This is a genomic window from Acinetobacter sp. MYb191 (genome assembly GCF_037572605.1).
Lineage (GTDB): Bacteria > Pseudomonadota > Gammaproteobacteria > Pseudomonadales > Moraxellaceae > Acinetobacter > Acinetobacter johnsonii.
Genome location: NZ_JBBGZP010000006.1, coordinates 18,887 through 32,357 on the forward strand (window position 1 = coordinate 18,887; position 13,471 = coordinate 32,357).

The 13,471-nt window shown below is 43.8% G+C and carries 6 protein-coding genes; 4 read left to right on the forward strand and 2 right to left on the reverse strand.

What is annotated here, in order from left to right; translation table 11 throughout:
• The first annotated feature begins 138 nt into the window (after nt 1-138).
• Together WH214_RS01705 and WH214_RS01710 are read left to right on the forward strand one after the other, a co-directional pair.
• The gene (locus WH214_RS01705) at nt 139-6,084 is read left to right on the forward strand and encodes an SdrD B-like domain-containing protein (RefSeq protein WP_445206342.1); all 5,946 of its coding nucleotides are present in this window, start codon (nt 139-141) and stop codon (nt 6,082-6,084) included.
• A complete protein-coding gene (locus tag WH214_RS01710; RefSeq protein ID WP_339421966.1) occupies nt 6,084-6,635 on the forward strand; it encodes a hypothetical protein in 552 nt (183 codons plus the stop codon). The genes WH214_RS01705 and WH214_RS01710 overlap by 1 nt, the downstream gene beginning before the upstream one ends.
• A gap of 87 nt (nt 6,636-6,722) precedes the next feature.
• On the opposite strand, the gene rsmB is transcribed toward WH214_RS01710, so the two are convergent.
• On the reverse strand, nt 6,723-8,027 hold the full coding sequence (rsmB, locus tag WH214_RS01715; RefSeq protein WP_339421967.1) for a 16S rRNA (cytosine(967)-C(5))-methyltransferase RsmB: 1,305 nt from the start codon (nt 8,025-8,027) through the stop codon (nt 6,723-6,725).
• The gene (fmt, locus tag WH214_RS01720) at nt 8,027-8,986 is read right to left on the reverse strand and encodes a methionyl-tRNA formyltransferase (RefSeq protein ID WP_339421968.1); all 960 of its coding nucleotides are present in this window, start codon (nt 8,984-8,986) and stop codon (nt 8,027-8,029) included. Before fmt ends, rsmB begins: the two co-directional genes overlap by 1 nt.
• Nucleotides 8,987-9,457: 471 nt before the next feature.
• On the opposite strand from fmt, the gene ilvD (WH214_RS01725) reads away from it, so the two are divergent.
• Nucleotides 9,458-11,287 carry a dihydroxy-acid dehydratase gene (gene ilvD / locus WH214_RS01725; RefSeq protein WP_339421969.1) on the forward strand — a complete coding sequence of 610 codons (1,830 nt, stop codon included), beginning with the start codon at nt 9,458-9,460 and terminating at the stop codon, nt 11,285-11,287.
• Between the two features lie 435 nt (nt 11,288-11,722).
• On the forward strand, nt 11,723-13,408 hold the full coding sequence (ilvD, locus tag WH214_RS01730; protein WP_339992753.1) for a dihydroxy-acid dehydratase: 1,686 nt from the start codon (nt 11,723-11,725) through the stop codon (nt 13,406-13,408).
• The last annotated feature ends 63 nt before the right edge of the window (nt 13,409-13,471 follow it).

The window sequence follows — 13,471 nt, forward strand, 5'->3', positions numbered from 1 at the left end:
TTTTTGTGGATAGGCATTGTCAAGATGCCTATCCCTTAACCTTGTTTTACTTGGTATTGGGGTATTTTCGTGATTAAACGAGTTCAGCCGCTATATAATCATAAGATCAAGCTCATTTTCTCAAGCTTAGCGACCGCTATGGCTTTGGTAAATCAAGCTTATGCTGTGGTGCCTGCTGCTGGGCAAAATATCACCAATACTGCGTATGCAAGTTTTGTACAAAAGGACGGTTTGATTGGTCAGGCCGTTTCCAATACTGTTCAAGTCACAATTAATCCCCAATATGTTATTAGCCTGACTTCACCAGCTCGTCAGGAAATCAATGCGGGTGCAAAAGTTATTTGGTTAAACACTCTAACCAATCACAGTAATACACAAGCCGATATTTCAATTGATAAAAACTCGGTTCCAGAATTATCCAATATAAAAATTTATGTCGACAGTAATCAAAATGGTGAGTTTGATCGTTCAGACTTATTGGTGACAGGGCATTTGAGTTTAGAAAGCGGTCAAAAAGTTGACCTATGGGTCGTGGCCGATTCATCTAGCTCTTTAAATGATAGTCAACACGTTGATTTACCGCTGCGTGCTTATGTTATTCAAGATCCAACAGCTATTGCAGATGCTGTTAACGGCTTAATTAGTTTTTTACCTCAGTTAACGGCAACCAAAGCTGTCGATAAAAGTAGTTTCGAACCCAAAGCGGGCCAATCTTACGATTTAACTTATACCTTAACCATTAAAAATACATCTACGCGTAATTCGGGTACTAAGCCGATTGAGGTCGATGGTCAAACCATTAATGCTGTGGTGTTATTGGACGAGTTACCAGCCAACACCACGTTTAAATCAGCAAAAGCAAATAACTCAAAAGCTTTGGTGCTATATCCATTAGGGCAAGATAAATTTACTCAGCAGATCCCGAACGATAAATCACTCATCAATACTTTAGTGGTGGCTTATCCGCAAGCGTTAGCAGCCAATGCGACTGAAACGGTCGAACTGGTTGTGACGATGAACTCTAATATTAGTCGTACATCGATTTCCAACATCTTTAGTGTTGAGCATGGCCTAGTCTCAAATATTAAAAAGACTCTGTCGAATGAAGTGGTCACCACAGTGGGTGGAAGCTCTTCCATCACTAATAACAGCAAAGATTATTCTAATATTTTAGCGACTGGCAGTTTAAGTAAGCCGTTGTATATTGCAGCAAATAGTACCATGTGTAATGCCACGCGCAGCAGTGTAGACAAAGTTAAAATCAAAGTTCAATCGACGAAAACTGGTGATATTGAATATGTACAGGGTGTTGAAACAGGCATCAACACAGGCATATTCCGTTTTTCATTACCTACTCAGGAGTCTGCGACAGCACAGCAGAATGATCAAATTCTACAAACGGTTAAGCGCGATCAAGTGATTGTGAGCTTAACGGATTGCTTGGATGAAAATGGTAACTCCACAACCAGTATCAGTGATGTGGATACCAATGTACTCATTGATCCATATGGTGTGGTTTTTGATGCCAAAACCAATCAACCTGTTGCGGGTGCAACCGTGACGCTATTGGATGCCAATGGCAAACCTGCTGAAAATGTTGCTTATAAACTAGATGAAACCACAGGGGACAAAGTTGCTATTCCTGCAAAGCAAGTCACTAATAGTGATGGTGAGTTTATTTACCCTTATGTCGAAAACGGTACTTATAGCTTATATATCGACACGTCGACGATTGCGGGTGGAACCCGCTATAAATTTACCAGTGACAAAACCATTTATAATAATTTTGATCAGCGTGTGGTCGATGCTTCATGGTCTTATGGCGGAAACTTCACGTTAAAAACAGGTGATGCTGCACTCAATATTGATATCCCAATCGACCCAGTTGATATTGTGACGCCAATTAATGACAAATTGGTCATTAAAAAAGAAGTGGTGGGCGATAAAACAGCTGAGATTGGTGACTTTAAAGATTATATGGTGACGGTTGCCAATATGGGTGACTCAACACTGTATGACGTCAATATGAAAGATACTTTGCCACGTGGCTTTGTGTATGTATCAGGCACTACGCGTGTCAATGGTCAAAAGAGTAACGACCCACAGGGTGGTAAAGGTCCTTATTTAACTTTAGGTTTAGGGACACTGATACCGAAACAAGAAGCAAAAGTTCAATACCGTGTGTATGTCGGGCCAAATGCTTTAAGTGGCGATGGGATTAACCGTGTTTACGCGCAGGACAATAAAAATACGACTTCAAATGAAGCACAAGCGGCAGTCAAAGTGACACCAGGAGTATTTAGTCCAGATGGTTTCGTAGTGGGTAAAGTATTTACTGACTGTAACCGTAATGGGGTGCAAGATGCGGGCGAGCTTGGTGTTCCAGGTGTGCGTATTTATATGGAAGATGGTAACTTTGTGGTCACTGACCGTGAAGGGAAATATAACTTCTATGGCATTAAACCGATTACCCATGTTCTTAAAGTCGACAATACCACTTTACCAAATAATGCTGAGTTGGTACTGATCAGTAACCGTCAAGCGGGTGATCCAGCCAGCCGATTTGTGGACTTAAAACGTGGTGAATTGCACCGTGCCGATTTCGCGATTGCAGATACCGCAGGCGAATGTAGTCAGGCGTTGGCAACACAAATTGAAGCGCGTCGTAGCAAAATTGATGCACAACTTGATGCACTTGAGCAAACCTTACGCCAAGATTTAAACGTAGATGCACAGAGCAGTTATGTGACTGATGTTCAAGGTCAGCCTGCAAGTGGTTGTATTAGTGCTTCAGGGGCCTCGGCAAACTGTAATATTGAATATAAAAAAGAACAGATTAAAGACGTTAAAACGGTTCAAGTTGAACCAGTTAAAACACCAACGATTTTAGATTTAGAGCAAGAACTACAACGTTCTGAGTCGAACCAACTTGCAATTTTAAACTTAAATGAACAGCAAGTGCTGCCTGCTCAACAAGCAACTATCCAGGTGAAGGGTGCTTTAGGAACCGACATTCGTTTATTTGTGAATGATGAGCAAATTTCGGAAAAACGTATTGGTAAAAAAGCAGCTTATCAAGAGCATGGTGTTGCTGGTTTAGATTTTATTGGTGTGCCGCTGCTTGCAGGCAAAAACACAGTTGCAGTTCGCCAGTACGACAGCTTTGGCAATTTACGTGACCAACAGCAAGTGATAGTAATCGCACCAGATGCGATGAGTCAACTGGCTGCACAGCCTGTAGAACAAGTGGTTTATGCCAATGGCAAAGACGTTTATCAAGTTGTTGTTAAGGTGCTTGACCGCAATGGTACGGCTGTTGCAACACGTACCCCAATTACGATAGAAACATCGGTGGGAACGGTTCAACTTAAAGATTTAGATCCAGATAAACCGGGTATTCAAGTTTTTGCTGAAGGTGGCTCACTGGTTATCCCAGTTCTTGCGCCATTAGAAGCGGGTTCAGGTGTACTGCGTATTCGTAGTGGTATTTATGAGCAGACAGCTCCTGTTCGCTTTTTAGCAGAATTACGCCCAATGTTGGTTGCGGGGATTATCGAAGGTTCATTTGCATTGAACAAATTCGACCCAAAAAATTTATCGCAAAGCTCAACACAAGATGGCTTCGAAGAAGAACTGAATGATTTATCCAGTTCAGGGGATGGTGAAACAGCCATTCGTGGTCGTGCGGCTTTATTCTTGAAAGGGAAGGTGCGCGGAGATTATTTACTGACTTTGGCTTATGACTCGAGCAAAGAAAATAATCAGCGCCTATTCCGTGATATCCGTCCAGATGAATATTACCCCGTGTATGGCGATGCATCAGCGAAAGGCTTCGATGCACAATCCACCAGTAAACTTTATGTCCGTGTGGATAAAGGCCGTTCTTATGCCATGTATGGGGACTATGTTACACGTACAGAAAATGACGAAGGGCTTTCACTGGGTCAATACAGCCGTTCATTGACAGGTCTGAAGTCAACTGTTGAAGGGGATCGTTACCAAGTTTCGGGCTTTGCAGCACGAACCAATGCAACGCAAATCGTGAATGAATTACGTGCAATGGGGGTTTCTGGTCCATATTCTTTAGGTATTGATACCGACGATATTTTAGAAAATAGTGAAAAGGTGGAAGTGATTGTTCGTGATCGTAACAATCCAGGTTTGATTATTGCACAGCGTACTTTAAATCGCTTCAGCGACTATCAAGTAGATACCTATACCAACAGTATTTACCTGACCTCACCGTTAAGCAGTATTGATGAAAACCTGAATCCTGTTTATCTACGGATTACGGTAGAGTCGGATCAAGGGGGGCAGGAATATACCGTTGCTGGCGTGAATGGCCGTTATAAACTCAATGATAAAGTGACGGTGGGTGGCTCTTATATTCAAAATGATGATCCTATGGATCAAGAGAAAATTGCCAGTGCCAATACCGTCATTCATTGGAATGATAAGACCAAACTGATTGCGGAATATGCATATTCTGATCACGATGCCCTAAACCTTGACCAATTGACAGACGTGAATGCGTCAAATAGTACAGACACGTCTGGTGATGGCACAGCGGCACGCGTTGAATTGGAATACAAAAATGACAAGGTCGATTTACGTGCCTACCATCAACAAGCAGATGAAGGTTTCCGTAATGCGGCGTCTTCAATCAGTTCGGGGCGTAAAGAAAGTGCAGTCAAACTTAATGCACGTTTAGATCAGTTTGGTATTTTACGTGTTGAAGCGGTACGGACTGAAGATAGCGTGAATGAAGGTGTTCGTCATGGCGTGAGTGCTTCGATTGAGAAAGCGATTAACCGTATTGTAAGTTTAGAGCTGGGTGCACGTTATTATAATGAGTCGGCCAATGCAGCCAGTGCTTCGACCCAAAATGTTGAAACACCATATGACGGTACCACTGTGCGCGCTAAATTAAAAACAGCACTCCCTTTTGATGGTTCAAGTGCTTTCCTAGAATATGAGCAAGACATCGCGGATAGCGACCGCCGTGTATTTGCTGTGGGCGGTGATGCACAAGTTTATAAAAATATTCATGCCTATGCGCGCCATGAATTCATTTCGAGTATAGGCGGATTATACGAACTCAATGACACGCAAAAACGTAATACCACCGTTTTTGGTTTAGACAGTGAATATATGCGTGATGGCTCTGTGTTTAGTGAATATCGTGTACGTGATGGTATGAGCGCACGTGAAGCTGAAGCCGCGATGGGTGTGCGTAATCGTTGGCAGCTTAAAGAAGGTCTATTCTTTAATACCAGTTTTGAAAAAGTAAAAGTCTTTGAAGGTGAAAATAAAGATTCACTAGAGTCCACTGCAGCGACTTTGGGCTTTGAACACCTTTCCAATCCACGCTGGAAAAATGTGGCACGTATAGAAGGGCGCTGGTCTAATCAAAGTGATAGCTATTTAAATACTTTAGGTACAGCGTATAAGTATTCAGACGAAGTAACTTTATTGGCTAAAAATGTCTTGAATATTACCGACAATAAGTCTGCAGATTCTGGCGATCGTGTGATTGACCGTGTTCAGGTCGGTGCTGCATATCGTGATTTGGCAACCAATCGTTTTGACTCATTGAGCAAAATTGAATATCGCTACGAGAAAAATGAAACAACGCTGAATGATCCATATGAGCGCAATGTTTATATTATGTCTCATCATATGAATTATCATCCAACACGTTCGGTGCATGTATCTGGGCAATATGCTGTTAAATATTTGGATGAAACTTATGATCTACTGCAAACCAGTGGTATGACTCAAATGCTCAACAGCCGGTTTATGTATGACATTAATGAGCGTTGGGATGCAGGGGTGAATGCTGGCGTGATGTGGAACAGTGTTTCGGATGGAACCAAGTTGATGGCAGGGGTTGAAGTGGGTTATCTACTAGCGTCGAACCTTTGGGTTTCAGGTGGATATAACTTTGTGGGCTATCAAGATAAAGATCTAATTGATAGTGATACAACGATGGATGGTGCATATTTCCGTTTCCGCTTCAAATTTGACGAAAACCTATTTAACAAAAATAAGCCTTTAGTCAATAAAGCCTTGGAGCCTAAATAATGTTGAAATACTATGCTAAACATGTGTTGTGGCTTGCGGCTTTGGGTACTGTAGTGGCGCATCCTGCAGAGGTTCCTGTTAGTTCAAGTTATCCAGTTTCGCAGCAGCAGGTGCATGAGCAATTGCACACTGCAGTTGAGCAAGCGACGGACGTACGAGACAAGTACCAGTTAGAAAAAGCAGGAACATGGCTGAGTTATGCTGACTATGAATATAGTGAAAAAGCGAAGCGTCAAAATATTGATCTGATCTATCAGAAGGTCTTAGAGATTGTATATGCAGATCAGCGTGCAACGTTAAGTGTAGAAACACCAATGCTACCGTTTTCCCAACTAATGCGCCGTGATTTATGGACGCGTGCCGCAATGATAAAAACACAGACTGGGTTTCAATGTGCCTATAAAGAACTTGCACAAGCTGAAGTGAATTTGGTTTGGGCAGCTGCTGAGTACCGTGAATTAGGTTGGCATCATTCGCGTGAGATTTTTGCTTCAGCAGAACGTTTGATGGATCAAGCCACTTATTTATCGGAAAACTGTGGCACACTTTAACTTATACGCAGTTCGATTTTTAGAAAAATTGCAGCAACTGCAATCAGTACACACATGAAAAAAGGAGCCTTTCAGCTCCTTTAATTTTTAAATCTTTTCAATGCGACAATAATAAAAACCATCGCCACGCCCTACTTGTGGGAGTAGTTGACGACCATGAATCTGCTCAACACCCCAATCGGCATCAATTTTAATTTCTTTCGCATCCGTATGTTCAGCAAAGAAGTCGACCATTTGCTGTTCATTTTCGGCTTTTAAAATCGAGCAGGTGATGTACAGCAATGTGCCACCCACTTTGAGTTGTTGCCACATATTTTCAAGAATCTGCTTTTGCAGTTGTACCGTTTTGGCAATATCCCCTGACTGACGCAGCAAACGAATATCGGGATGGCGGCGGATCACCCCAATGGCAGAGCAAGGCGCATCCAGTACGATACAATCTGCAAGCTCAGGCGAGGTCCATTTCACAGCATCGGCAGTGATAATTTCCACAGGCTCTTCGCTTAAAGCCAAACGTTCTAAGTTTTCAGAGACACGTTTTAAGCGTTTTTCATCTTGGTCGAGTGCAATCAGTTTTTTTGGCTGATACATCTCTAAAATATGCGCTGTCTTGCCGCCAGGTGCTGCACAGGCATCAATTACAAATTTGCCATTTAAGTCTGGCAACAAGGTTGCACAGAGTTGTGCATGTTCATCTTGGACTGAAAAGCCACCCACCTCAAAACCCGGCAGGCTTGGGATATGCAGACTGTCATCTAGCACAATGCCAACATTTGAAAGTTCACACGCGTGTGCTTCAATGCCTTCATCTTCTAAAATTTCAAGATATTCGTCACGGCTAACTTGTAAGGTGTTGACGCGCAAGGTTAAGGGTGCAACTTGTTTCAGCTCATAGCTGATTTCAGCCAGTTGCTCGCCCCAGTCCTTTTTCAAACGTTTGGATAACCAACTTGGCAGATTCGAGGCTTGTTCTAGAACATCGTAGAACTGTTCCGTTTCACGTGTTGCACGTCGCAAAATAGCATTCACCACACCACTTAAGCTTTCCATACCCAATTGTTTGGCTGCTTCTACCGTTTCAGAAATCGCGGCATGCGCTGCAACGCGGGTACACAGCAATTGGTATAAACCCACATATAAACAGGTTTCAACGACTTGGTTTTCCAGTGGCTTAGTCAACAACGGTAAAGTCACTTGTTTAAGCGCATGCCATTGGCGTAAACAGCCAAGAACTAATTCATGGTACAAGGCACGGTCTTTGTCAGACACAATTGCCATGTGTTGCTGAAGTACCGATGCCAGTGATTGACCATTTTGGACAGCCAATAACGTTTTAACAACCTGAGCACGTAAGTTTAGAGTCTTACCTGAGGCGTGGGGAGATTGTTTCATTATAAAATTTGTCCAATATTCAGTTTTTGGGTTTGTAAAATTTGTACGGCATTTAGGGGTTTACCACCCGGCCATTGCAGAGAGCTTAAACACACTGCGTGTTCATCGCCACAAGCCACATGAACACCGTGTTTATCAATGGCTAAAATGGTGCCTGCCGCTTGAGCTTGGGCATTTTCTTGAGACAACATCGAACCCCAAACGCGCAGATTATTGCTTTCATCCAGTTCGATAAATGCGACAGGCCATGGGTTAAATGCGCGAATATTACGGTCGATTTGCACCGCTGTTGAAGTCCAATCAATTTGCGCTTCAGCCTTAGAGAGTTTGTGTGCATAGACTGTCAAAGCTTCATCTTGCACTTCGCGGTTGTCTAAATAGTGCTGTAATGTGCTTTCAGAGGCTAAAACTTTGACCGTCGCTTCAGCCCCTTGTTGTGCCAATTTGTCATGCAAGCTTGCAGAGGTATCTGTAGCTTCAATTGGACAGTAGGTTTTATACATCATATCGCCTGTATCCAAGCCTGCAGCCATTTTCATAATGGTGACCCCAGTTTCGGTATCTCCAGTAGAAATTGCGCGTTGAATAGGCGCTGCACCTCGCCAGCGTGGCAACAGTGAACCGTGAATGTTCAAACAGCCATATTTAGGTGTATCTAAAACCACTTGCGGCAAGATCAGACCATAAGCAGCCACCACCATCACATCTGCATTTAAGGCTTTGAGTTCTGCTTGAGCCGCCAAACCTTCTTCGGTTGAAGACTTAAAATGCAGCGGTTGATAGACAGGAATATTATGCGCTAAAGCCAACTGCTTCACGGCTGAAGCGGTAAGTTTCTGCCCACGACCTGCTTTACGGTCAGGTTGCGTATAGACGGCTACAATTTCATGTTCTGTTTTTAGGAGAGCGTCTAAAGCCACAGCCGCAAATTCGGGCGTGCCTGCAAAGATGATTTTCAAGAAATACTCGGAAAAAAGGGGAAGATTAAAACAATTATAGCAAAACTCGAGCAGCTACAGATTTATCCTGCATAAAAAGCTGATAGAGCGGTTCTAACTGAATGATGTGCGAGATTTTTATTCAAAAAATAGCACAAGGATCCTGGATAGCGCATCGCTCAAAATTTGTATCTCATATAAATAAAACTCATGCAAAATTTAAAAATTATTCATAGAAGTTTTGTATTGCAAGGCGATTGAACGGGTTATAGTAGTTTCCATATGCAATTGAATGTCAGCTTATCGGTTAAAATGTAGCTCGCAAACTTACTGCCTTCGGTAATTTAGGTCGAGATGCCTAAAAACGAGATTTACGCAGAATGCGAATATGCTATGTTTAAATTTTTGACAGTTTGACACTCTCAGAACTCAGATTTTAGCCAGAGTGAATGTGGACATTCATCTCAAGCACAACTATGTTGGAAAAGTACAATGCCTGACTATCGTTCAAAAACATCAACACACGGAAGAAATATGGCGGGTGCGCGTGGCTTATGGCGCGCTACGGGGATGAAAGATGAAGACTTTGGTAAGCCGATTATTGCGGTAGTCAACTCATTCACTCAATTTGTACCGGGTCACGTTCATTTAAAAGACTTAGGTCAACTTGTTGCACGTCAAATTGAGGCGGCAGGTGGTGTAGCCAAAGAATTTAATACCATTGCAGTGGATGATGGGATCGCGATGGGACACGATGGCATGCTGTATTCATTGCCTTCACGTGACCTCATCGCAGACTCGGTGGAATATATGGTCAATGCGCATTGTGCCGATGCGATGGTCTGTATTTCAAACTGTGACAAAATTACCCCGGGCATGTTGATGGCATCTATGCGCCTGAATATTCCTGTGGTGTTCGTCTCTGGTGGGCCGATGGAAGCGGGTAAAGTAAAAATCCGTGGAAATGAACACGCGATTGACCTTGTTGATGCCATGATTGTCGCAGCAGATGATAGTTTCACCGATGAAGAAGTGGCGGAATACGAACGTTCAGCTTGTCCAACGTGTGGTTCATGTTCAGGCATGTTTACTGCAAACTCAATGAACTGTTTAACCGAAGCTTTGGGGCTATCCCTTCCGGGCAATGGTTCAACCTTAGCGACCCATGCGAATCGTAAAAAATTATTCGAAAAAGCAGGTCAGTTGATCGTTGAAATTACCAAACGTCATTACGAACAAAACGATTACAGCTTGTTGCCACGTTCAATCGCGACCAAAGCAGCCTTTGAAAATGCCATGACGCTTGATATTTCAATGGGTGGTTCAACCAATACCGTTTTACACTTGTTGGCAGCGGCGCATGAAGCAGAAGTTGACTTTACCATGACCGACATTGACCGTTTGTCACGTAAAGTGCCTGTGCTGTGTAAAGTTGCCCCTGCAAAGCAAGATGTGCACATGGAAGATGTGCACCGTGCGGGTGGTATCATGTCGATCTTGGGTGAATTAGACCGTGCAGGTTTATTGGATACGTCTGTACCCACTGTGCATGAAAAAACCTTAAAAGACGCTTTAGATAAATGGGACATCATCCGTACTGAAGACGAAGAAGTGTATCAATTCTTCCGTTCAGCACCGGGCGGTGTACCGACGCAAACCGCATTCTCACAAGACCGTTATTATTCACGATTGGATGGCGACCGTAACAACGGTGTGATTCGTAATGCTGAGCATGCCTTCTCTCAAGATGGTGGTTTGGCAGTGCTGTATGGCAACATCGCATTAGAAGGTTGTATTGTGAAAACTGCGGGTGTGGATGATTCCATCTTGAAATTCAACGGCACGGCACGTGTGTTTGAAAGCCAAGATGCAGCGGTAGAAGCGATTCTAGGTGGAAAAATCACCGCTGGTGATGTGGTGGTGATTCGTTACGAAGGACCACGTGGTGGTCCAGGTATGCAAGAAATGTTGTATCCAACCAGTTACTTAAAATCGAAAGGGCTTGGTAAAGATTGCGCTTTACTCACCGATGGTCGTTTCTCGGGCGGTTCATCAGGTCTATCGATTGGTCACGTGTCTCCAGAAGCAGCTGAAGGCGGTGCAATTGGTTTGGTGGAAGATGGTGACCGTATCGAAATCGATATTCCAAACCGTAGTATTCACTTAGCGGTGGATGAAGCAACCATGGCTGCGCGCCGTGAAGCACAAGAAGCCAAAGGTTGGCAACCTGCTGAACAGCGTCCACGTAAAGTCTCTAAAGCTTTAAAAGCCTATGCGATGCATACCACCAGTGCATCTAAAGGTGCGGTACGTGAAATTTAAGCTGTAGTCTTTGACTGATTAAAAAAGCACTCCATTTGGGGTGCTTTTTATTTAAAAGTTATTGGTTCAGCACAATGGAGTCTTAAATAGGTTTCTCAAATTGCAGTTGATAACCTTCGGTTCGACCTACTTTTGTTTCGGCAAAAGTAGGCAAAACCATTGGTCGTCCGCAAAACCTGTTTATTTTCTGCATCTAAAAGAATGCTTTGAAAAAACCGCCCATTGAATCGGCTACGCAGGTTGCGGACGACGTTTCCGTGTATCAGACAACCTGATGGATTCAAGATCAATATGTTAAGACCGTGAAGAGCTTGATGGGGATTGACTCAAAAGTCTCATTGTACTTTTATGTCTAGCCTGCTTTCTATACAATAAAAACAGAAAAAATTGCCAAGACTGTAGAGCAATACGCAGCCATCGCTAAGGACAAATACAATGAGTAAAGACAATATCCGCGAACATTCAGCTCCTGTTTATGAAGGCATTGAAAATGCGCCCGCACGTTCCATGATGCGTGCCACAGGCTTTAAAGATTCAGACTTTACTCGTCCCTTTGTCGGTATTGCTTCGACGTGGGCCAATGTCACGCCGTGTAATATGCATATTAATGAACTGGCACGTGAGGCTGAGAAAGGGGTCAATCAAGCAGGTGGTAAAGGTATTATTTTTAATACCATCACCATTTCAGATGGCATTTCTAACGGCACCGAAGGCATGAAGTATTCTTTGTTGAGTCGTGAAATTATTGCGGATTCGATAGAAGCGGTGGTGGGATGCCAAGCCTATGATGGGGTGATTGCCATTGGTGGTTGTGACAAAAACATGCCGGGTTGCATCATGGGCTTGGCCCGTTTAAACCGTCCGGGGGTGTTTGTCTATGGCGGAACCATTAAGCCCGGCGCCGGGCATACTGACATGATTTCTGTCTTTGAAGCTGTGGGTCAGCACGCCAAAGGTGAAATCAGTGCCATTCAAGTCAAACAGATTGAAGAAGTGGCGCTGCCAGGGCCAGGTTCCTGTGGCGGCATGTACACTGCAAACTCGATGGCCTCTGCGATTGAAGCTTTGGGCATGAGTTTACCGGGTTCATCGGCACAAGAAGCAGTTTCGGATGACAAGCGGATCGACTGCCAAAAAGCAGGTGAAGCGGTGATGAATTTGCTGCGCTTAGACCTGAAACCACGCGATATCATGACCAAAGCCGCATTTGAAAACTCAATTAAAGTGCTGATTGCTTTGGGTGGTTCAACCAATGGCGTGCTGCACTTACTGGCAATGGCACATACTGCTGGGGTTGAACTGAGTTTGGATGATTTTGTCCGTATTGGGCAAGATATTCCCGTGGTGGCCGATGTGCGTCCATCTGGCAAATATTTGATGTCTGAGCTGATTGCGATTGGGGGCATTCAACCGCTGATGAAGCGAATGCTCAATGCTAGCATGCTCGATGGTTCATGTTTAACGGTCACTGGAAAGACCTTGGCGGAAAATTTGGCTGAGGTTGAAGACTATCCAGAAGGTCAGCAGATTATTTTACCGTTCGACGCGCCAATTAAAAAAGACTCTCACTTGGTGGTGCTTAAAGGTAACCTGTCTCCAACAGGTGCTGTGGCTAAAATTACTGGCAAAGAAGGTTTGTATTTCGAAGGACCAGCACGTGTCTTTGAAGGTGAAATTGGTGCAATGCGTGGCATTTTGGATGGCGAAGTTCAAGCGGGTGAAGTGGTGGTGATTCGTGGTGAAGGGCCTAAAGGTGGACCGGGCATGCCAGAAATGCTGAAACCGACCTCAGCGATTATTGGTAAAGGTCTCGGTAAATCAGTGGCGCTGATCACCGATGGTCGTTTCTCAGGCGGCAGTCATGGTTTTGTCATTGGACATGTCACCCCAGAAGCCTATGAAGGGGGGCCAATTGGTTTGGTGCAAAATGGCGATAAAATCTCGATTAATGCAGAAACCCGTGAAATGACGTGGCATGTTTCGGCAGAAGAAATTGCAGCGCGTCAAGCCGCGTGGGTGAAACCGCAGCCGAATTATCGTTATGGGGCTTTGGCCAAGTTTGCAAAACTGACCACTGGTGCGGAAAAAGGCGCGGTAACTGATCTAAATTTAGATGTCTAATTGATCATTTTGCTGTGAATTGATATAAACCCTTGTAGTACTTTCAAGGGTTTAATTTAGAGG